This is a genomic window from Flexithrix dorotheae DSM 6795 (assembly GCF_000379765.1).
In the GTDB taxonomy this organism is placed as follows: Bacteria; Bacteroidota; Bacteroidia; order Cytophagales; family Flammeovirgaceae; genus Flexithrix; species Flexithrix dorotheae.
This window is the reverse complement of record NZ_KB903470.1, coordinates 1-21,438: the sequence shown is the minus strand read 5'-3', so window position 1 is coordinate 21,438 and position 21,438 is coordinate 1. Positions and strand designations below refer to the sequence as shown.

Sequence of the window (21,438 nt, the reverse complement as noted above, 5' to 3'; positions counted from 1 at the left end):
GCGTTGGCTTTTGTTTGGGCAAAAACCAAATGTGCTGTTTGTGCGATGGCTCTTTTTTCAGCATGGCATACAACGATTACTGTATGTTTTCGTGGCTGAAATTAAGATAGTAAAATTTCGGTTTACCACGTAGTCAATCCGCAGGATTGGCTTACTATTTTATTTTCGACTAAGTAAGTCAATCCTGCGGATTGACGGTCTACCAACGAAGAACCTAAGCCACGCTTACCACTAACAGCCATGAAATATACAGGGTGTTAGGCACTTTATTTTATTAGTTCTATTTCTTTCGCCAAATCCGAACCAAGATATTCTTTCACACTAATAATATTTCCATGATAGTCATATTTGAATTCAATCGTCTTATCTTCATTGAGTTTATTAGTCATTTTGATTACCTGCCCAAGTTGATTGTAGAAAAAATGAAAGTAATAAGGTGTCTGCGAACAAAGTATACATGCTGAGTATCTATATGACGTTACTCTTGAAAGTGAATCGTACGTTATCGTATAGCTCCAATTAGAATTGAAGTCCCCAACATTAGTAGAATCATTCCATACAGTTATTGTGTCATTTTTATGGATTGGGTCAACCATTTTTTGGGGGTAATGATAGGGAGTAAAAAAGTACTTTTTATAAAAATCAAAGTCCAATTTTCCTGAATATACAATTGTTCGAGGGTCGGTTATTTGTCCATTAATTCCTTTTGGTGTGGTCACATTAAATTGAAGAGTGTCCTGTTCATAAACAAGATTCAAAATCAATATCAATATAATTGTTATTATCGTCCTCATGTTGTGTCTAACATTTAGTAAACCACATGGAGTTTATTTCCCATGTAGCTAAACTCAAATATCTAAATGTTCTAGAGGACTTACAATCTTTTCTATTCCTTTTTTGGTGATATGCGTGTAAATTTCTGTTGTTTTTGGTGAACCATGCCCCAAAAGATTTTGAATATACCTCAAATCTGTTCCTCTTTCTAACAAGTGGGTGGCAAAGGAATGTCTAAGGGTATGAGGAGTTACTTTTTTGGAAATCTTTGCCTTTATCGTAGCACGATGCAAAACTTTTCGAACACTCGTGGGGCTGTATTGCTTACCATTTGGCCCTTCAAATAACCATAATTTGGGACGATATTTCTTGTAATATGATCTCAATAGTTGCAGCATCTTTTCAGATAATAAGGTGGTTCGGTCTTTTCCTCCTTTGCCATTTCGGATAAGAATCAGACTCCGATCTGAATGTATATCTGTTACCTGCATATTAATGGCTTCTGAAATTCTCAGCCCTCCTGCATATATTAAATATAAGATACTTTTATGTTTTAGGTTACTCACTTGTCTGAATAAACCAGCTACTTCCTTCTCACTTAGTACCTGTGGCAACTTGAAAGGTTTTTCGGGACGATCTACATAATAGGTTTCCCTTGAATATCCCAATACTTTTTCGTAGAAAAACTTAATGGCATTTATGGCTTGGTTTTGATATGATACCGATACATTTCTCTCCTTAACTAATTAAATGACATATCCCAGGACCTGCTCATTGGTAATGGTCTCTGGTTTAATTTCTGGATAATAATTAATAAAATCAATAAACATACTACTATAAGTTTTTATAGTCTGGTAGCTATAATTAAGAGCTTTGAGCTTATCGATGTAAATTTCCGGGCATCCCTTGGTAATGGAGTAGGTTCTTGGTTGTGTTTTTTTTTGATGAATTTCCATTTCCCAAAACAGGTTGTTCAGCCTTTGGGATATTATTATCAGGCGTTTTTTTCTTGAAAAACTGTTGTGTATCTACCCAGGCTACTCCTTTAAATTTTTGAAATATTTTGTTGAGGTTCTCCCGATTGTTTTTAATGATCACACATCCACTCTGGGAATGCCATTTGGGTTCTGGTAATTCCTTCACCATTGCCTGGAGTACTTTGTCAGGGTAAAACTTTAACCCGATGTACCGATTTTGAGCTACATAAATATGTTTTAGGGTAATGATCTTTTCAGCTTTCATCTTTTTTCAGGTTTCCCTACAATAGTAAAGGAATCCTTCAATTTAAAAGTAGATTATACGTATAGTATACGAATAATCTACACTTAATTTTTGTCATCATGCGTTTACAACCCACCTGTATGGCTTGTGGAAAGCAGCTTTCTGGCAGAATCGATAAGAAATTCTGTGATGCCCATTGCAAAAGCAGTTTCCATTACCAAAAGGCCAGGAATAATCCTTCCAGTTTTTTCAACAGAGTAGATAACCAACTCAAACTCAACCGAAGGGTTTTGAAATCTTACAACAAGGCTGGAAAGGCTACAGTGAGAAAACAGGTTTTAATAGAAAAAAGCTTCAACCCCAAATTCTTTACACACTATTGGAAAAACAAGAAAGGGGATGTATACCTATTCTGTTATGAGTTTGGTTTTTTAGAAAAACTTGAAAACGGAAAAGCTAAGTATATTCTTGTGCAATGGCAGGGGTATATGGAATTATGAGAAATAATTATGTAGCCAAAAATCTGTTTTACATCAGTGCACAATTGGCAGTGTTTTTTACACATGAAAAAACATTAAATGAACCAACCTAGGAGCAAATTATAGGTATACCTATAATACATTCTCTTCAATTTTAGAGTTATTTCGCAACACCCTGATTTATATTGAATAAATTATTATGAATTTCACTTTTTAAAGTAATTAAAAATTATTATATTCATAATACCAAAATATTTATTGGTGTTATGAATATTGATAGTAAACAAAAACTGTTTGGTTTTCCTACTTTAACCATTAGAAACCTTCTTAGAAAAATTTCTGAAAATGATCGTAGTATTCATATCATAACAGAAATACTTAATATAGATGTCCAAAAGGCAAAGGATTTAGTGGAAAATCTGATTTCTGAAAAATATATAATTCCAATTACCAGAAACGGTAAAACGTATTTTCAAACCACTATAAAAGGTAACGCCTATGCCATGGCAACTGCCTCAAAACCCATAAAAAGAACTACTGCTGAAAAATTATTAGAAGGATTTCTGGAAAGGGTTCATCAGGTAAATTCAGATGATTATTATCTATACAGAGTTTTGAAAGTATTGTTATTTGGAAGTTATTTATCTACCCAGGAAACCATGTCAGATATTGATATTGCCATCTTGTTGGAGCACAAGCATAAAATTAAAGATTTTACCAAACTGGATTTGAAAAGAGCTCATGAAGCACAATTAAAAGGAAGGAGGTTTAATAATTTCCTTGAGGAATATGTATGGGCTCGTGAAGAGGTTCTTTTATTTCTCAAAAACAGAAAAAAATCTTTGAGCATACATATTTATGATTTTGACAGAATTTTCCAGGAAAAGAATATTGAAACTCAAGTAATTTATACCTATAGTCCCTAGAAGATTATTCCTTATCCAAGTTTTTTTTATTAAGTTTTTGCCCCCCTCCCCTACTCCAACTTCTTAATATCTTCCTCGGGGTTTAGTTCTTCAGGTGTCTTTTTCATGGATTTTACTACCATGCCTCTTACCTTTTGGTGATGTTGTTTGTTTAAATCTTCTGCATCATTTAGTGTTCGTTCGCCATCCTTAATGAATTCATTGGTTAATTCTGTCGCAAAATCCCGTCCTTTTAATAAGGCTAGAGGTAATTTTTCATCTGGCATAGGGTCACCATTGAAAAGGACTCTTCGACCTGCAAAATCGATTTGGACATAGTCGTCATGAGAACCCCCAATGTTCTCCACATTCTTTAACAATCTTTTTTTGGTGGCTTCCAATTTGAAGAAAGTTTCCAGCCTTTTGTTTTCTTTGAGTTGATTAAGCGTTTTTTCTGCTTCTATAAAATATCTTCTTGCCTCTCTCCCTTTATCATTATTCTCAACCATAGCCAATTCTTTGGCAGTGTTGATGGTTAAAATATAATCTACCTTATTTTGCCCTCCCCAACTCGCTCCATTTTTTTGTGGAGCAAGTGTATAATCTTCATTTTCAGTGAATTGATACTTTTTAATCCTGGCTTTAATCCAGGTACTAAAATCCTGTTTGCTCTCAAGGAAAGTATGTAGTTCCCTGGCATCAATTAAATTCCCCTGATATATTTTGATTAATTCCATGGCAATAAGCATTTAAATATTATTAAAATTTCTTCTCTAAAGCAGTTAACTCCTTCTTCACTTCTTTCAATAATGCTTTATCTCTTTGCTTAATGGCATTATTCAACTTGGAAACAATCTCTTTTTGCAACTTCGATAAATCATCTTTTTTATTATTATTCTCTGCTTTGCTCTTTAAAGCCTTCTCCAAAAGGGCAGCTGATTTGATACTATTAGGCTTAACATCTACTGTGGAAAGCGCCTGAATATCCTGCTTTTTTACCTTCGATTTTCCTTTTAATACTTCTTCTTTGAATTCTGGAGCAAGCTTGTTTAAACCCTTCGAAAACTTGGCATCTCTCTTAATCGTTTTTTCATTTACCCCGTACTCTTGTGCTATTTTTTCTGCAGTATTTACCGAAGAGGACATTTTGTCCTTTTCGGTGATATTTTGCTTTAAATTAAAAACATTTGCCGTCTTGTTTTTTTCAGTTTCATACCTCAGACCTCTGTAATAGCTTATTTCTTCAAGTGTCAGGTTTCGCCTGCCCAACTGAAGTTTAAGCATATAATCCTTAACTGCATCTAAATCTGCAAACTCCTTTTGGGCTATCTTAAAAGGTAAATTATGCTTCTGGCAAATATTGAATCTATTATGACCGTCCACCAGTACATACTCTTCATTATTCTTCCAGACAATCAGGGCATCCTTGCAACCTTCTGCCAAAATATTAGCTTCCAGTTGATTGAATTCTTCATCAGATAATGACCGGATAAAGGCTTTTAGCTCCTTGTTTACAACCAGGTTATTCTTGATATAATCTTCACTGGATTCTTTCTGCTGTATTGCAGCATTTAATATTTTACTCTTTGCAAATACCTTCTTAGCCATTTAGAATTTCTTTTGATAAGTTAAAATAATCTTCTGCTCCTTGTGATTTTGATTGATAATCGAAAATCGTCTGATTACTGTAGGAAGCCTCTGTTAGAGCTACATTTTGTCTGATAAAAGTTTTAAAAACTAAATCTCCGTAACCCTCATGTACCGTCTCCTGAATTGTTTTATTAATTACCGTATTATTCACCTGAGTCAATAAAATACCTTTGATTTTGAGTGTAGGATTTAAGTTTTGTTTCAACTCTTCAATTAATTCAAATATGGTTTGGAGACCCTTAATTGAAAAGTATTGACTTTGTGTAGGAATTATAACCTCAGAAGAAGCGATTAAGGCATTTATAGTGAGTATCTCCAGTGATGGTGGGCAATCTATAAGAATGAAATCATAATTGCTCTGGATCGCTTTAAAAGATTCTCTTAACCTAAAGTAACCATTTACATTTTTTCTTAACTCATCATCTGCTCCTGCCAATTCCAAATTCGCTGGAACCAGATGAAGGTTATCTCCTAAATCAATTACAGGTAAATTTTCACTCTTGCATAAAGCATCATAAACAGTTTCAGAGGGAGATTCAACACCAACATGCTGACTTAAATTTGATTGTGAATCAATATCAACTATTAATACCTTTTTGCCCTGTAGGGCTAAAGCTTTTCCCAAATTAACTGTGGTAGTAGTTTTCCCAGTTCCTCCCTTGTGGTTTAAAATTGATATTACGGTCATATGTTTGTATTGAAAATAGTTTATGTTAATTATTCACTCCTTCCTCGGAACAGCCAGGAAATACTTTCCCCCATTTGGGCTTTCCTCCCCAGTGTGCCATTCAAAGTTATACTTATCAGCCAGTTTTTTCCAAAAAGTAATTAATATACTATTCTCCACCAGCCCATAATCATTCCCCGCTGTCAATAGAAGAATCTCTTCATACTCCTCCTCTGTCATGATATATTCCTGAAAACCCTCAGGAATTGGTTTTCTTTCCATTTGATTTTAGCTATTAAAATACTCTATGCGTAAAGTTATAGCTATTCACTTAAAATCGGTTTTATCTAGTCTTTAAAATAATTGAGATATCTATATAACCTTGAAATATAAGCATTTATACTATCAAGAAATACTCAAAAATGGTTACATTAAATTTGAAAAACAATCTTTAACTTTAAGAAAAGATTAGATGAGAAATATTTCCCCTTGTAAAGATAGGAACCCATTAAAAATATATGAAACAACAAAATAATTTTGAATTTAAGTATAATGGAGAAAATCATTCTATTGATATTAATACATTGTTGACTTCTCAATTTCATTATGCCGCTATTTTGACTGAGATAAAAACTATCTTAAACCCTGATTCAGATTTGAAAATTACTGTTCAAAGTTTTCAAAAAGGTTCTTTTGAAATCAATCAACTTATTGAAATAGGTGTAATTACAGGAAGTGTATTGTTTCAGCATCAACCTACTATAAATAGCGTTTTCATTTATTTTAAAGCTATCATTGACATTAAAAAACTTCTAGGTAACAAAGAGCCTGATGAAATAATAGATTTATCTGACGGAAAAATCCAAATCTCTGTTAATGGTAACGACAATGTACTAATTGTAGATAAAGAGGCATTTAACATTTATAAAAATAATGCAATAATAAATGGTGCAATAGCAAATGGATTTAAAGCTTTAGAGAATGATGAAGAAGTAAAAGGTATTGAAATTAATAATAAAACTACAAATAAAAAAATACTGGATATAAATAGAAATGATTTTAAAAAACTAGCTAATGATGAAAATCCATTTTTAGACGACAATAAAAACACTAAAGTAAGAGTAGATCCAGAGGCAGTACTCTACATCAAAAAGTTAGATATTTCTACAAAAAAAAATGCTAAATGGAGTTTTATTTATGAGGGAAGAAAAATTAATGGGGTTGCAGTAAAAGATGAAAAATTTCTATCAGATGTTATAAATGGATTAAAGTTTGGAAATGGAGATCGATTAGTCGCTAAACTAAAAATCACTCAAAAAAAAGATTTACCTACTGGTGCATTTTTAGATTATAAATATGAAATCACAGAAGTAATTAAGGTTGTTCCAAAATCAAAACAAGGAAAGCTTTTTTAAAAGTTAACAAAAAATTTTAGTCCTAAATCCTTTCCTAAAAAATTTAAATAGTCAATAAAGAATTGAATATCTTTTGTTCTAACGACTATTCTTTAAGACTAAGCGTTAATTTTACATTTTGTTAAAAAGTCTATTAATTGTTGTTGCACTAAAATAATTTTAGCTTTTAGATATATTTTACTATGATTTTAACAAAATAAAAACACATATCTAGATTAGTCTTTTTTCTGCTATTTTTGTTTACTGTAGTTGTATTGCAATAACTTTATCTTCAAATGGAGAACAATCAAAAAGGAACCAAAATTGCCTGGATAGGAGCTTCTGCAACAATTTTAGCTGCTTTAATTACAGGTGTCATTAGTATAATAAACACAAGTAGTAATTCAAATAAGAATGATACAAAATTAGATAAGGTTGATAATACACAAATAAAAATTGATGAAATTAAAGGTGATTTTATACAAGGGGATAAGGTTATTAACCAATACGAAACTAAATCGTCTGAAAAAACAGATATCAGTGAAAGAAAAATTAGTATTGAAGACATCTCAATGCATTCAGACTTTAAAACAGAAGGATATAAAATTGCCCAAAGTTTTAAGTTAAATGAGTTTTCGAATGGAATCAATGGAGCATTGTTACTTTTAATAGACGATAGTATTCCTAATGAATTAAAAGGAGGTATTGAAAGATATGGAAGCTACCGTGCTTTATTATATCCCCAATTTTATCCATTTGAAGGTTTTGACCCAAATGCTGATTACAGTAATTTTGAAGAGGCTGTGCTTTTAATTATCAACAACAATTTACAAGTATTATATACCGAAAATTTAGGCCATCAATTTGCAAGAGTTGATAGGTTATTTATTCATAAAGAAAGAAACAAACCAACATTTGTTGTGACAACAAACTTTGCACAAGGTTGGGGTTCTTATAGTGGCCCTTATTCAAAGTTTATTGAAATAAATAAAAATGGAATTGAATATATAATAGAAGGTGGATTATTATGTTCATTAAAAAGTCAATGGTGGATTTCAGAAAATGAAGGAAAGAATCTGATTATTGAGAAAAGTTGCTTTCCAAAAGACGATTTAGATTTAAATGGTGATGTTATATTTGAAATTACCATTGAGAAATATTCCTATGATAATGGAAAATGGATTAAAACAGTTTCTAAAGAAGATGGTTTTTGGGAATCCGAAGGTATTAATTCTTTATAAATTTTTGCTCACCATAAATTAGATAGTCCGGAACACGTTCAGTTTACTTTTAAATATGTGCCAATACATTTGAACATCTAGAATAAATTGCTACATTATTTTTACTTACTTCAAATATATACATATTGGTTACCTTAGCCCTTAACAAGGATGTTCATTTTGATTTAATTATTGAATAAATCTATAAAAACCTTTCATATTACTCCCTCAAAAAATCACCTCAGCATTAATAATCTCCTTACTGGCAATGCTAATCTGAATATCCCGGTTTCCGCCTTTTTCATTGAGTTTGATGAAGAGTTTTTCATCTTTCAGGATGGTGAATTTATCAAAGACATAGACCAGTCTTATCGGTTTTCCTTTTTTGATTTTTCTGCCCTCAATTTGGTTTTGATCGGGGTACAGCGGAATCAGATTGGTGATTTGCTGGGTTTCTTTTTTGATTTTGCTTTTTTGCCTGGTGAAGAAATCTATGGTATTAATGCTGTAAAGCACATTGGCTTCATTGGCAATGTAGACGGAAAAATACATGTACTGGTCGTCTGTAAAAATATCGGTGAGGGCCATTTTTATTTTCTCATCATAAATCCCGTTGATATAATCATCCATTTTCATGTCCTTTATCGTCTCGCACTTTTCGGCAATATCAATGGGTGCCGGAGTGGAAGGAATTACCGTTTCCGGAATATTGGTAGTAGCAGCTACCACATTTGGAACAGGTTCATTTTTCACCACATTTTGTTCTATTGGCGCAGCCATTTGTACAGCTGGTGGTATCACCAACTGGGATTTGATTTTAGTCGCCTGATGTGGATTAAAATGATAGACAATCTGCCCGGGATTATCCCTGTGAACCAAAGTGAAAATGTATTGGGCAGATAGGGTTTCCACCAGAATACTGGAACTTTCAAAACTGGCTACATTGGAAAATAAATAAAGCAGGTTTCCTCCTCTTTTTTCCGCCTGCACCTTCTTCCCTTCTACCCCATTGATGGTAATGGTTCTGGTCAGGATACAATCGTAGAAAATCACCGAGTCCGGAAAATAAATGTAGGAAGTGGTTTTAGTTGACACATAAACCGTATCATTTTCCGCTTTTCCATAAGCATTTGCCCCTGCTAAAAAGGCTACGATAAATGTGATGGTTATCAGATATTTCATGATCATTTATTTTTGAGGGTGAGCTTATATTTATTGCTGATATGCCTTACCGGATCATTGACTTTCTTCTTCCCCGCTCCCACGGTGATGGAACCAAGGGGAGTATTTACAGAACCTCTGGTCTGGTTTAAAGCACTGTTTGCCGCATCGGCTGCCATTTCCTGTTCCACTTTCCCCGGTGCATACAGGCCTTCCATGCCATCCAGATCTACAGCCGTCAGGTCAACTGGAATAGCCTTTCCATTCACCAGAATAGAGGAGACATTGATCAAAATTCTTTCAGGAGAAAAAGTGGCAATGCCATACACAAAAGTATTGGCTGGAATCAGCTGACCATTTAATTGTTGAGCTTCAGTAGTCCGCAAAGTCACCTTTGAGCCAGACCGGATGCTGTGGTCATTATACACTATGGCAGGAATCTTTACGGGTATATGATTTTGCTTCACCACAGGATTTAAATTTGAAACTGAAGTATTAGCAAAAGTCCGAACGAATCCGGTTTCTGGAATTTCAATTTTTGCCTGCTCCGGAAGCATTTCCACACTGGTGTTTTGCTGCGTTTCTACTTTTAGGCTGGTTTGGACTTTTTTAGGCGTTTTAAGCGGTTTTTGGGCTACTTTTGATGGTTCTGATGGTAATTCCTTTTTTTTGGGTTTGATTGCTTCTACAGGTTCCTCTGTGGGTGAAGTGGCTGTTTTATCTTCTTTGAAGATGTCTAAACTCAAATTGACCTCTACCCTATTTTGCTCTTCCTTATTTCTAACCTTTTTGATCCTTTCCTGATATTGCTGTTTATGCTTTTCAATATCAATAGTATTTTGCCTGCTGTTTTCTATTCCTGCAATGGTTTGACCTTCATGATCTGCATCACTTTCGGCATAAAACTGGAAATAGGTATACACACAAATCAGCATAAAAACACTCGCCAGTACCACTACCAAAATGATTTTTTCCTTATCTAAATCTAATTTATTCATGATGATTACTGTTTAGCCGGCTTTTTAGTTTTCAATGATTTCCTCCCAGGGCTTTTCCTTGTAATTGATGATCAACATGCCATTGGGATTTCTGGGATAATCACTTTCCACAAAAATTAAGTCCCCTCCTGCCTGCAACTGATACCGCTTTTCAATCCCATTTTGTCGGGTGGTAATCTGGCAATCTGCCAGAAAGGAAAAGGGTTCTGCATTTCCCGATAGCCTTATTTCTGCCACTTCAATTTTCTGTACAATGCCAAATCTTTTAATATCCTCAAACCATCCTTTTTGATTGTAATATTGTTCCAGTTGGGCAAAGTCCTCTCCATTGATCAGCCACAAAGCTTTCTGGCGATTTTCATCCACACTTCCCCTGTCCAGGTTGTAGTAGTTTTCAAACCACATCAGCACATGAAATTTCATCTGGTTGGTGAGCACTTCTTTCTTTTGCTGCCATTCTACGGGAATTATTTCCCCCTGCTGGTTCACCACCAGAATACTGTCTATTTTATGGGTATAGACTTTGAACATAAACACCAGACAGGCGATAAAGGCCAGCATCAGGCATACCAGACTACCAATGACTATCAGCCTGTTTTTATGTACAGCCTTATAGATATTGACTTCATAAGGTTCGGTTTCTCTAGTTTTTACCATGGGTTAATATATGATTGGATTCAAATGTTTAGTGCCACAAGTATTAAATAAGTAAAAGGAGTTTGGTATTGATAATCGGCTTATTAATCTACTGATATACCTCTTTCTATTTCGTGCTAGTCGTACTAGTTAAAAATTCGGAAAATCATCTGATGTGATTTTTTAAACAAACTGATCTTTAGCCAGATCACAAACAGGGCTACCACCAGCATCACCAACCCTCCTACTCCGGTGCTTATAATCGGGTCCACCACCTGCATAGCCGCATTGTCTTTTGCCTGCATATAAATGGCATTGCAAAAGGCATTAATCAGGAAGTAAGGAATGGCTAAAAGGTAAAGTGCTACATATACCGCCAACCAGTTCCAGAACCATTTCTGCATCTTTTCAATCGGATAACAAGCCAGGGCAAATGCTCCGAATATTCTCAGGATGGCCATAAAAAAGAACCGCTCTGCCAGGAACACCCCATAGACCAGTAAATCCACGATACCCACAATCACTGCCATTACTTCCCCTAAAAAATGGGCAGGAGCTTTGGTTAAATACACAATCTCTTCTGCAGCTTCTTTCAGGCTGGCAAACCCTTCTGTTTCCAATTCCGGTTTGATTACCGGCTCATCTATTTCTTGTAAAATATGCGCTTCCACCTCAAAACCTCTGTAGGTATTTTCAATATTGCCCATCACCATATCAATAAAAGCCAGCAAATGATCATAGGAAATAATCAGCACTACAATCAGTAGCGCCTGATAAATATCTGCCGGAGAAAGTGGTGGATTTTTACTGCCTTTAAAAGTGGCAGACATGAAAAACTTATGATACCAGTTGATCAGGATCAGACAAATGGCCAGTGTTTTAAATCCATAGATACTCAGTTCAATGGCTTTTACATCGAAAATATCCAGGTAAATCTGGTACAGAAAATCATAGTCGAACTTGATCATAGTACTCGTACTAATTAATAATGAGAATTTTCGTCTCAATATCAGGTAGCTGTGGCATAATTAAAGTCGTTTAATTTTGTCCAACAACTCTCCTTAATTTAAATAATGGGTTAGTGTTATTTTTGCTGCTGAAAAGTTTGTTTCAATACCCTCAATTGAGCGGTTTTCCGGTAAGTACTTTCCAATAGGTAAATGTCCATTTGCAATTCGCTCATGTCCCGGTTAAGCTCCTGTAAAAATTCAATCCTTTCCCGATCGCTCATTTTGAAAATACCATCTTCAATAATTCCTTTTGCCAATCCCAAAGTCACTTCTGTAGAAGCAATCAGTCTGGTGAAATTTGTGAGGATAATTTTCAATTCCCTGCTGGTAAATACCCTTGTTTCCTCCAGGTATTTATAAGCATCATTAGCCGCCATCAAAGCCAGTGTCTGGTTTTCAATCACCCGATCGATATAGGCAATCTGTTTCACCACATCGTTGACTTTGGTAATGGCACTCCGCATGTCGTCCAGTGTGTTGGCTGTTTCGCTTATGGTTTCCTTGGTCTCTTTTAAAGTTTCCAGATTTTCAATGCCCGATTGCACCTGTTGGGCCAGATAACCGTAAGAACCCGGATCACTGACCACGGCCTGTGCCATCAGCATTTTGGAAAAGGCACTAAAAAATAGCATTACGAGTATTTTTCTCATCTTTAAATTGTTTTATGGATTCAATTAAATCTCCTTTCTCTTTGTAGATGTCCATCAGGATGGCATTGTCTGTTCCATCAGTCATATAAGCCAGTTGCAACTCTTCAGGAACTTCCAACCGCATCACATTGCTGTGGTTACCAATTTTCAGCATAAACTCAGAATAGCGTTGTTTACCCGAAAACTGATTGGTGATGGAATACAATTGTTGGCGATCATGCTCTGATAATTTGAAGCGGTCAATGATGTCTTCATAATTAGAACCTTTCAGAATATAATAGACCTGGGTATTGTCAATAATGCTTTTGGCTGTGCTGTTTTCCGGCAATTGATTGGGAGTTTGCAACGCCAGTCCTATGGCTCCGGTTTGTTTCCGAATCGCCTGGGAATAGTATTTCACAGAAGCCAGCAATGTTCCAAACTCCAGCATTTTGGCAAACTCATCGAAGTAGACTACGCCTTTGGTACTTTTATCTTTCCAGATGATTTTTTTCACCGTTTCAAATCCCATTTGAAGCAAGATCGAAAGCAACAAGGGATCATCTTTGGCTTCATCCAGTTCAAAGACCACTACCCGCTTATGCTCCACATTGTAATGCCTCGAATTATTCAATTTATCCTCATTGAACAAAAAACTGTACGAACCGGAAATGAACTCACTGCAGACATGCAGGAAATTATTGATATTAAAAAACTCCGGATCTATGCCTAATTGCTCAAGTAATGAAAGTTGGTTGGTGGCAATGAAAGTGTAAAAATCCGGGAAGTTATGGTCACTAGGCTGCTGCTCATAATAATGCACCAACACCTTTCTGATCGACACACTTTCTTCTTTATCTTCCTGTTCATTTCGCTCCCTTCTTTTCCAAATCCGCCAGACAAATTCGATCAGCTCATTTTGCTTTTCCAGATTCAATCCCTGCTCTCCCAGCATAAATGGATTAGTGCCCAGTGGTTCTCCATCCTTATAGCGTATATAGCCCACTTGTCCGGGATAAATATGGTCCAGCAAAATGGATAACTTTTCATAACTTCCACCCAAATCGAAAATCACCAGTACATAATCCTGTTCATAGAGTTGCCGGAAAATATGATTGGCTAAAAAGGATTTCCCTTCTCCAGTTGGGGCTACAATAAAGAAATTTCTGGCATTGATCCGCTTTTTTTCTGCATCCCAAACGTCTTTGATCACCGGAATATTAAACAACCGATCATTGAACCAGATCCCTTGCGCATCATTCTTATAATTGGTGGTATGCAACATCATACAGGTGGCTTCCTGCAGGGTTGGCCTAAAAATATTGGCTGCATTCATTTGGGAAATGTGCCCAAAGAAGGAATTGTTGTAGATGTTTTTCAGGTTGTTCCCAGCCGGAGCATAAGGGAAAATATTCATGTTTTTGAATACTGCTGAAAGTGCCGCATCATGTTGTTTAAATTCCTTTTCGGTATCTCCAAAAAAGATCACGTTGAAATGACTGCCAATAAGCTTCAGATTTTCTTCTTCGATAGTGGTAAGATAGGCTTTGAGTTTTTCACTGCCCACTTCATTCTCTTTGGAAAAACCCCTTGCGCCTCTGAAATTACTTTCCTTTCTTTTAATTTCTTTTTTGAGTTGATGATGATCTTCCAGAAAAAACACCTGATTGACCACATGGTTAAAAGGCAATTTCAAACCTAGTTCTTCTACCGGACTTTGGTAAAACTTGTACTGATCGAATGACATTTTTTTGTCTTCCACATAGTTCTGGATATTGTCCGCCAGTTGTTGTTTGCTTTTGATCACATAAGCACCAAGTCTACGCTGCCCGATCTGATAGCTATGCTGATCTGTGGTGTGGGCATCGGTATAGCGATCGGTGTAAAAGGCATTGAAGTAAGAATGGGTCAGGTAGTGAATCTCTTCTTTGGAAAGTGGTACCACTTCCAGGTATTTCTGGGTATTGAGATAGCCCACTGCTTTTTCAATTTCCGAAACAAACAATTGCTTTTCGGTAAGTTGCGCTTTGATCTCCTTAACTGCTGGCAATTTCCTGAAAGGATTCCGGATATTGTGATTAAGGAAAACACTCTTTTTAGTCTGGATAAAAAACAAAAAGCAATGATGTTCCATATGTGCTCTGCCATGGAAATACTGCTTTGTTTTCCTTTGAAAATAATTGGTGGATGGAAAAAAGGAAGTATCCAGTGACTGCTTCAAAAAGATATCCTGTTTGAGCATGATGGCTGGAGCAGTAATGTCCCGCAGGAGCTTAAACCAGATGTCATATAACTCATCATAGTCACTTGCTCCAAGGCTGTAAATCTCTGGAAGTTGCACGCGGTAACAGAGGGCCATACTCCCATCCACCGTATGGGCAATATGATCTTCCACACTCAATAATGGCCAGTGTTCACTCAAATTTATCTTCATCAAAAAATATAAAGTCGTTGTGTATTTCCTTTGGATGCTTTTCATCAAAAAGCTTTGCCCATTTTTTGAGCTCCACCAGATGGTGCGTTCCATAAATGATCAACAGGATCAATAATACCGCCCCGATAAAATTGAACAGGGTAGGGGCATGCATTAACCAGAATGCCATCAGGATGACACTTATAGCAATCAGGACAAAAGAGGGTAATGTGAAACTGAAAATTTTCAGTTCTCTTTCATCATTTTTTTCCACCTTGAATCGTCTCACGAAAATCCTATACCGATAAGCTTAGAAGGAAATTCAGCACTACGCCAATGACCACACAAATGCCTACATAAATTCCAATGCTGGAAAGGTATTTTTTCCAGTTCTTATGCTCTCCCCAAACATCTCCGATATTCATAAGAGCAGAGACTAAAAACACCAAACCAACTATAATGGGGAATAGCGGTTTTACTGTTCCTTCAAAAAACTTAGTGATTGGGCCTGCTAAATCCTGACCAAAACCTATGGCCGGTAACAGACAAAAAAATAGCACGGCAAGATGCTGTTTCAAAGAAGAATTAAGCCGATTCATTATAACAGTTTTTGAATTAAAAATTACTATCTGCCTAACAGGAATAACTTTTTTAATAAATAGCTATAGCCGCTTTGCAGTTGCTAGTATCTGGTCAAACTGGCTCCATAATTCAGTCTGACTCGTGTCATAAATCTCCTTGGCTTTAATAGGTGTACAATCTAACATCCTAAACATAGATTTGTGGCTGAATCCATTACTGTCGAACATAAAGAATTCTCCAGGCTTCATTTGCCTGAATTCATAAGCCCGATGCTTAGGTTTTTCTTTTACAGAAGTATTCATTCGCGCTTCGCTGGAAGAAAAAGCAGAAGTAGCTTTGGAAAAACTCACCTGTTGCTCCTCTACAATTTCAAAGAATCGCTCGTAGTATTTGGCGGTATCCGGATCGTTCGACTTGCCCACCATAGTCGCACTTAAATTGGCCATGATGGCCTTGAACCGGTTTTCATCATAGGTAATGACGCCTTGTATTTTATCTTGTAAGCCCAATACAGTCGCAATATCATAGCTCCGTAAAGTGGCTGGAATTTTCTGAAAGTCCTTTAGTTTAATCGTTGGAAACTCATCCAGTAATAATACAGATTGATTCTGTCCCCGAATACTCATCTGATTCAGACTACACTGAAAAACGGTTGCCAGAAAGGGACTTAATACTGCCTCATATTTCGGATTATTCACCAGGCACATTAAGGCCGGATGTGCAGGATTATTTAAGTCCAGTTCAAAATCATTTCCACTAAAGACATAAAACATTTCCGGAGTGGATATTTTCCGGAGTGCATTCGATAAGCTCGATTTCACCGCTGCCATTTGCCTGGAATTTCCCGCACTATCCAGAAATGTGGAAGCCAGTAACCGGGAATGCGGATGGCCTTGTAAAAATTCCACTAATTCATCATGAAACCTGCCTTCTTCATCTTCATATCTTTCCTTTTGGGTAATGATACTGATGGCATAGGGAAGGGAACAATAGTCTGGGAAATCAACTTTCAATCTCCAGATCACCCCGGCCAATGCACTTTCTGCTGCTTCATTGAAAAACTTTTCTACACCTTTTCCTTCACTTTCCGAAAGGTTATTGATCATGGTAGACGCAATAGTATTCACATCATTAAAACTCTCCAGGTATTTCGGATGAATGGGATTGATTCTATAGGAAAGATCCGGATTTTGCGGATAGATGATGTAAATGGGAATCTTACTGTTACTGTAATAATATTTTACAATTTCAGTCAATTCAAATTCCTTGTAATCATAGACGATTCCTGAAAAATTATTTTCCGCGCAATGCTTTAAAATTGGTCTTACTCCTGTGGCCGTTTTACCCGAACCGGCTGCTCCATAAATCCCAAAACCTTTTACAATATTGACGATGATCTTTTTGCCATTCTCCATCACATATTCCACATCGAAAATATTCTTCACCACTTTTTCTTTTCGGGTGAATAAATAAACCAAACCTGCAAGCATAACCGAAGGCAGGAAATAAACCACCAAATGCACCAGCCAATCGTATTGACTTACCAGAAAAAGCAGTACGCCAAAAATGGCATGCATCACCACAAATATCAGTACTCCGATTTTCAGGTTGGAACGAAAAGCCAGGACATTAAAAAGGGATAACACCGCAATCCCCACACCCACAAATAACAGGGTAGGAGTAGAGGCCGTTGCCAAATCTGCAAATATTTCAATTACAGGAGTGATCACCTTTTTGCGATTAATAGTTAAAAATATCCTCTGTTTACTTATTTGCCATCTACCTCATCCTCGTTTCCGAACGAGGATGTTTGAGCATTGCGTTTGCAACGCAATATTCTACTTTGTACTCATTTCCTCCCCCTAACCCCCTCAATTGAGGGGGAAATTTAATTTTTCCCCTCTGGAGGGGATAGAGGGGAGGTTTTTTCTCTATCCTTATATTTTACTTAGTTCAATACCCAAATTGGATACCTCTGGTAATAGGCTTTATAGTCAATTGTAATGCTTTCTTAATCAGTTGCACTGGCAATCCTGCTGGAGATAGTGCCATGGATTTGGCCACTTCATCTATTACTTTATTCATCACTTTTTGCCTTACTCCTCCCACTGTAGTGGGAATATTCATCAGGCTATTCACTTCTTTATTCTGCCGCATCGCCTTTTTCAACATGTAACGGGCCAGGCCTTCTGGTGATTTAGGAGCATTGATCACCATATCCAAATACTTCACTGCATCGTGCTTTTTAGCATGTCGGTAGGCATAGTTGTTTTCATACCCCCTCACATACCCGAATTGTTTATCAAATATCTCCTCTGTTTTACCTACAAACTGATGACGGTCAAATCCTATTTTATGCTCCTTCCCATTCAGTTTTACCTTCCCATTCCGGGGTTTGGCAAATGGTGACAAGCGCACTTCCTTCTTCCTGTCCATTCTCGATACAATGATGTGTACATGCATCTGAGAACCTCCTTTATTCCTTCCGGGTAAAATCACTTCTCCATAATTATCCTTGATATAGCTCTGATTTATATTCAGTATTTGCTGGGACAATGCATTGATTTTTTGCTGATTTCCCCCACTGTCTCTTAAATTTTCAAGCTCTCTTTTCAAGGCATTAATTTCTACACTCACCTGATAGTTATGTTTAAATACTTCCCGGTATTTGGCTTCCTCTTTTTTATAAGTTCGTTCATGCTCTACTTTGGCAAAATACACCAAATCTTTACCCTGTATTTTTGTACCATCCTTGTAAGTCTGGGCAAAACTATTGGCATATTCCTCCATCACTGCTCTGGTGTAAGCTTTTAACTTTTCCTTATCATGCCCAATATGGTTCAATTCATCTGCACTGGGGTTGATGGTCAGCATAAAAAACTTGCTCTCCTTGCTTTTCAGCTTTGCTCCAATTCCGTTGCAATCAATAGCATGCCTGACCTGAAAGGAGCGATAATCCTGCCCATCATGGGCAAAGAAATGTTCCTCTTCCCACAGGTCCTTACCCTCATTTTCTTTTTCCAGGTATTCTATCAATGCACCGCAACTCCCACTATTGTTTTGATAATGAGGATCGAATTTGCCTGGATTGTGAATCTTTACATACATGCCAAATCACAGTACTATTTAAAATCAAAAAAGCTTTGAATTTCTTCCCGGGAAGCTTCAATCACATAGTGATCTGAGAAGCCAATCTTCCTTTGTTTCACTCTTTCTTTTAGCGTGCGAAGATGATTTTTGAGTCGCTTATTTTCTTTTTCTGCTTTTTCCAGTCTGATCTGCAGGGCTTGTTTTTCCGCCTGCAAACTGGCACTTGGTTCGGACATTTCTTGTACTGATACTTTCACTTTTTCAAGTGGTTTTTCTGTCACCTTGGGCTTTTTTGTTACCGGTAATTCAACCGAATTTCTGGACATATAATCTCCAACTTTTAAAGTCAAAGCATCCACTTGAGCAGCCATAGGTACCAGGATTTTCTTCTCCTGCGTGCGAATAAAAGAGACCAGCGAGTCCCTTAATTTTTTCAATTCTTCTTCCGGAGATTTGGTATGACCGGCTGGATCATATCCTGTGGATTCAAAAAATTGCAGACATTCCTCAATAATATCCATCCGATTCCTGTCCAACCTTTTTTGAAGGTTTTCAAGTAATTTCTTACTTGTCAGGCTTATCCGGATATTATAATAGTTTTTCACTATGCAGCAAATATTATTTCTTAATATGCTGTATAAATATAGCTTTTATTAGTAGCCAAGTCAAGTATTTTTTAAAAATGCTGCAAATAAAAATTTGTATGCCGCATAATATGCCGCATGTTATTTTTTTAAATAACTGATTTATAATATTTTATCTGTCACCTAAAAATACACTATCATGCTTTGCGTGATACCATCTTGCTTCCCTTTTCCCGATCCACCGTCCCTCCCTTCCGACAAGGAAACACCAAATAACAACCAATGAAATTATAAATAAGAATTAGAAAGTTGTAATATTAAAAAGTAAAATACTACTATACATTATATAACAATGTCAATCGACTTTTCAATAATCTTTTAATATGCTTGTATATCAATCCAAAAAAGATAATTTTAAACAATAAATTAATCCCTTTAGTTAATGGAAGAAATTATTCAATGGTTAAGTAGTAACAAAGAATGGCTATTTAGTGGATTAGGTGTGGCTGTTTTTACGCTAATCGGAGGAATATTTTTCAAGAACAAGAAAAAAGGTAAATCCCCAAATAACCAAACCTCCGGTGATAAATCTCCAATAATAAATGTTGGAGGTGATGCTAAAGGAAATACCTTTGATTTTTCTGAGAAAATCGAAAAAAAAAAGTAGACACCGAGTTCAATATTATTGAGAACCAAAACATTTATCTTGACAATGAACCTGGTTCGAAAAAATACCTAACAGGACCCATACCCACCATCGCCAAGGAAGATATTGTTGGTCGGGAGGCTGAACTGGGGGAATTGGAAACTTTATTGGGTGATTCTGAGAAAGTGGTGTTAGTGAATGGTTTGGGCGGGATTGGAAAAACTACTGTGGCGAGAAGGTACCTTACACTCCATCAGGATAAGTTTGACCATATTGTTTTTGTGGAAGTGCTTTCTGATGATACTGAAACCAATAACAGTTTTATGGCTGCTCTGGCTAATAATCCTTTGGTATTTCAAAACCTGAATCTTCTCTTTGATCTGGAACAAGGTGAGGAAGAGCGTTTTGCTTCTGTGCTTTCCGGGCTTCAGAATTTGGAGGGGAACAACCTGCTTTTAATTGACAATGCCGGAAAGCAATTGGAAAGTCTGGTTAATAAACTGCCTGGAAAACCTCAATGGCAGGTACTGGTCACTTCTCGTGCACAGTTGGAGGGTTTTACATTATATCCTTTGGATACCCTTTCTATGGAAAAAGCCAAGGAACTTTTCAGGCTTCATGCCGGAGAAGTAGATGATGGAGAACTGGATGCTTTATTAGTATATATTGGCTGTCATACCCTTACAACTGAACTTCTTGCGAAGACTTTTAAGAAAAGCATCACGATTAAATCTCCTGGCCAGCTTTTGGAACTTCTAAAAAATAAACAACTAGACCATAAAAAACTAGCAAAGAAAATTGTAAGCACTCATGCTCAGGATAAAGAAATTACGCTATACACTCACCTGATAACTGCTTTTACACTTGCAGGATTGGAAGAAACGGAAATTTGGTTATTAAAACAATTTGCAGTCATGCCTCCAGTAGCCTTGGAAGGAGAATTTATTCTGAAAGTACTGCAGGCTACCGAAGAAAATGAAGAGGAAATTGCAGATGCCTTACAAAGTCTGGTACAAAAAGGTTGGATACTGGAAACTGAAAATGGCCAATACAAGATACACCGAATGGTGCAGGAGGTGGTGGGTTATCAGGAAGAGATTTCTTTAGAGGATTGTGAAAGTTTAATTAATGGAGTGGCTGATCTATTAAGCATAGACCAAAGTAAAGACAATCCTATTGATAAATTTCAATGGGTGCCTTTTGGTGATCGGTTACTTTTACATTTTTCAGATGAGGGAAATTCTAATATCTCCAGACTCGAAAATAACCTGGCAACTGTGTATCAGGACTTGGGGGAGTATAACAAGGCCGCTCAACTCTTAGAAATAGCTTTAGAGTCTGCAAAGAATAACTTTGGGGAGAATCATCCTACAGTGGCT

At 36.4% G+C, this 21,438-nt stretch carries 24 protein-coding genes; 6 read left to right on the top strand and 18 right to left on the bottom strand.

The window, feature by feature from the left end; all coding sequences use genetic code 11:
- Positions 1–266 precede the first annotated feature (266 nt).
- From A3EM_RS0129770 to A3EM_RS48080, 3 genes are all read right to left on the bottom strand, one after another.
- Positions 267–764 (bottom strand): hypothetical protein, encoded by a 498-nt coding sequence (locus A3EM_RS0129770; protein ID WP_157638166.1) that lies wholly within the window; start codon positions 762–764, stop codon positions 267–269.
- Positions 765–848: 84 nt separating this feature from the next.
- Positions 849–1,442, bottom strand: a complete 594-nt coding sequence (locus A3EM_RS48085; RefSeq protein ID WP_020531909.1) for a tyrosine-type recombinase/integrase — start codon at positions 1,440–1,442, stop codon at positions 849–851.
- A 211-nt stretch (positions 1,443–1,653) separates the two neighbouring features.
- Positions 1,654–2,016, bottom strand: coding sequence for a hypothetical protein (locus tag A3EM_RS48080; protein WP_026210662.1), 363 nt, complete (start codon positions 2,014–2,016; stop codon positions 1,654–1,656).
- A 98-nt stretch (positions 2,017–2,114) separates the two neighbouring features.
- Here A3EM_RS48080 and A3EM_RS0129750 point away from each other — a divergent pair, with 98 nt between their 5' ends.
- On the top strand, positions 2,115–2,495 hold the full coding sequence (locus A3EM_RS0129750) for a hypothetical protein (protein ID WP_044240214.1): 381 nt from the start codon (positions 2,115–2,117) through the stop codon (positions 2,493–2,495).
- 245 nt (positions 2,496–2,740) lie between these two features.
- Entirely contained in the window at positions 2,741–3,400 is a 660-nt protein-coding gene (locus A3EM_RS0129740; RefSeq protein ID WP_020531906.1) for a nucleotidyltransferase domain-containing protein, read from the top strand.
- Positions 3,401–3,450: 50 nt separating this feature from the next.
- Here A3EM_RS0129740 and A3EM_RS46405 read toward each other — a convergent pair whose 3' ends face one another.
- Genes A3EM_RS46405 through A3EM_RS0129720 form a run of 4 tightly spaced genes read right to left on the bottom strand, consistent with a single transcriptional unit; the run spans position 3,451 to position 5,978 of the window.
- On the bottom strand, positions 3,451–4,116 hold the full coding sequence (locus A3EM_RS46405; protein ID WP_157638165.1) for an antA/AntB antirepressor family protein: 666 nt from the start codon (positions 4,114–4,116) through the stop codon (positions 3,451–3,453).
- Between the two features lie 22 nt (positions 4,117–4,138).
- Positions 4,139–4,987, bottom strand: coding sequence for a ParB N-terminal domain-containing protein (locus A3EM_RS44020; RefSeq protein ID WP_020531904.1), 849 nt, complete (start codon positions 4,985–4,987; stop codon positions 4,139–4,141).
- Positions 4,980–5,717: a ParA family protein gene (locus tag A3EM_RS0129725; RefSeq protein WP_020531903.1), complete on the bottom strand. Its 738-nt coding sequence runs from the start codon at positions 5,715–5,717 to the stop codon at positions 4,980–4,982. Before A3EM_RS0129725 ends, A3EM_RS44020 begins: the two co-directional genes overlap by 8 nt.
- A 33-nt stretch (positions 5,718–5,750) precedes the next feature.
- Positions 5,751–5,978 (bottom strand): hypothetical protein, encoded by a 228-nt coding sequence (locus A3EM_RS0129720; RefSeq protein ID WP_020531902.1) that lies wholly within the window; start codon positions 5,976–5,978, stop codon positions 5,751–5,753.
- Between the two features lie 236 nt (positions 5,979–6,214).
- Here A3EM_RS0129720 and A3EM_RS0129715 point away from each other — a divergent pair, with 236 nt between their 5' ends.
- Both A3EM_RS0129715 and A3EM_RS0129710 read left to right on the top strand, forming a co-directional pair.
- Positions 6,215–7,111, top strand: coding sequence for an LAPAL motif-containing putative phage structural protein (locus A3EM_RS0129715; RefSeq protein ID WP_020531901.1), 897 nt, complete (start codon positions 6,215–6,217; stop codon positions 7,109–7,111).
- 275 nt (positions 7,112–7,386) lie between these two features.
- A complete protein-coding gene (locus tag A3EM_RS0129710; protein WP_020531900.1) occupies positions 7,387–8,331 on the top strand; it encodes a hypothetical protein in 945 nt (314 codons plus the stop codon).
- Between the two features lie 207 nt (positions 8,332–8,538).
- Here the strand turns inward: A3EM_RS0129710 and A3EM_RS0129705 are convergent, their stop codons facing one another.
- From A3EM_RS0129705 to A3EM_RS0129655, 11 genes are all read right to left on the bottom strand, one after another.
- Positions 8,539–9,492, bottom strand: coding sequence for a DUF4138 domain-containing protein (locus A3EM_RS0129705; protein ID WP_157638164.1), 954 nt, complete (start codon positions 9,490–9,492; stop codon positions 8,539–8,541).
- Between the two features lie 2 nt (positions 9,493–9,494).
- Positions 9,495–10,469: a conjugative transposon protein TraM gene (traM, locus tag A3EM_RS0129700; protein ID WP_020531898.1), complete on the bottom strand. Its 975-nt coding sequence runs from the start codon at positions 10,467–10,469 to the stop codon at positions 9,495–9,497.
- A 24-nt stretch (positions 10,470–10,493) separates the two neighbouring features.
- Positions 10,494–11,126, bottom strand: coding sequence for a hypothetical protein (locus tag A3EM_RS0129695; protein ID WP_020531897.1), 633 nt, complete (start codon positions 11,124–11,126; stop codon positions 10,494–10,496).
- Between the two features lie 125 nt (positions 11,127–11,251).
- Complete coding sequence (locus tag A3EM_RS0129690) at positions 11,252–12,073, bottom strand: hypothetical protein (protein WP_020531896.1); 822 nt, start codon at positions 12,071–12,073, stop codon at positions 11,252–11,254.
- Between the two features lie 116 nt (positions 12,074–12,189).
- Complete coding sequence (locus tag A3EM_RS0129685) at positions 12,190–12,765, bottom strand: hypothetical protein (protein WP_157638163.1); 576 nt, start codon at positions 12,763–12,765, stop codon at positions 12,190–12,192.
- Positions 12,734–15,178, bottom strand: a complete 2,445-nt coding sequence (locus tag A3EM_RS0129680; RefSeq protein WP_020531894.1) for a TraG family conjugative transposon ATPase — start codon at positions 15,176–15,178, stop codon at positions 12,734–12,736. The genes A3EM_RS0129685 and A3EM_RS0129680 overlap by 32 nt, the downstream gene beginning before the upstream one ends.
- Positions 15,159–15,446: a hypothetical protein gene (locus tag A3EM_RS47785; protein ID WP_157638162.1), complete on the bottom strand. Its 288-nt coding sequence runs from the start codon at positions 15,444–15,446 to the stop codon at positions 15,159–15,161. The genes A3EM_RS0129680 and A3EM_RS47785 overlap by 20 nt, the downstream gene beginning before the upstream one ends.
- A 7-nt stretch (positions 15,447–15,453) precedes the next feature.
- Positions 15,454–15,756 carry a hypothetical protein gene (locus A3EM_RS0129670; RefSeq protein WP_020531892.1) on the bottom strand — a complete coding sequence of 101 codons (303 nt, stop codon included), beginning with the start codon at positions 15,754–15,756 and terminating at the stop codon, positions 15,454–15,456.
- 63 nt (positions 15,757–15,819) lie between these two features.
- Positions 15,820–17,469: a type IV secretory system conjugative DNA transfer family protein gene (locus A3EM_RS0129665; protein WP_020531891.1), complete on the bottom strand. Its 1,650-nt coding sequence runs from the start codon at positions 17,467–17,469 to the stop codon at positions 15,820–15,822.
- Between the two features lie 223 nt (positions 17,470–17,692).
- Positions 17,693–18,847 carry a MobB family relaxase gene (gene mobB / locus A3EM_RS44015; protein ID WP_020531890.1) on the bottom strand — a complete coding sequence of 385 codons (1,155 nt, stop codon included), beginning with the start codon at positions 18,845–18,847 and terminating at the stop codon, positions 17,693–17,695.
- Positions 18,848–18,861: 14 nt separating this feature from the next.
- Entirely contained in the window at positions 18,862–19,434 is a 573-nt protein-coding gene (locus tag A3EM_RS0129655) for a BfmA/BtgA family mobilization protein (protein WP_020531889.1), read from the bottom strand.
- Positions 19,435–19,855: 421 nt separating this feature from the next.
- Between A3EM_RS0129655 and A3EM_RS44010 the strand changes: the two genes are divergently transcribed.
- Together A3EM_RS44010 and A3EM_RS0129645 are read left to right on the top strand one after the other, a co-directional pair.
- Entirely contained in the window at positions 19,856–20,080 is a 225-nt protein-coding gene (locus A3EM_RS44010; protein WP_020531888.1) for a hypothetical protein, read from the top strand.
- A gap of 134 nt (positions 20,081–20,214) precedes the next feature.
- The coding region (locus A3EM_RS0129645) for a tetratricopeptide repeat protein (protein WP_020531887.1) at positions 20,215–21,438 on the top strand (1,224 nt) is incomplete at its 3' end.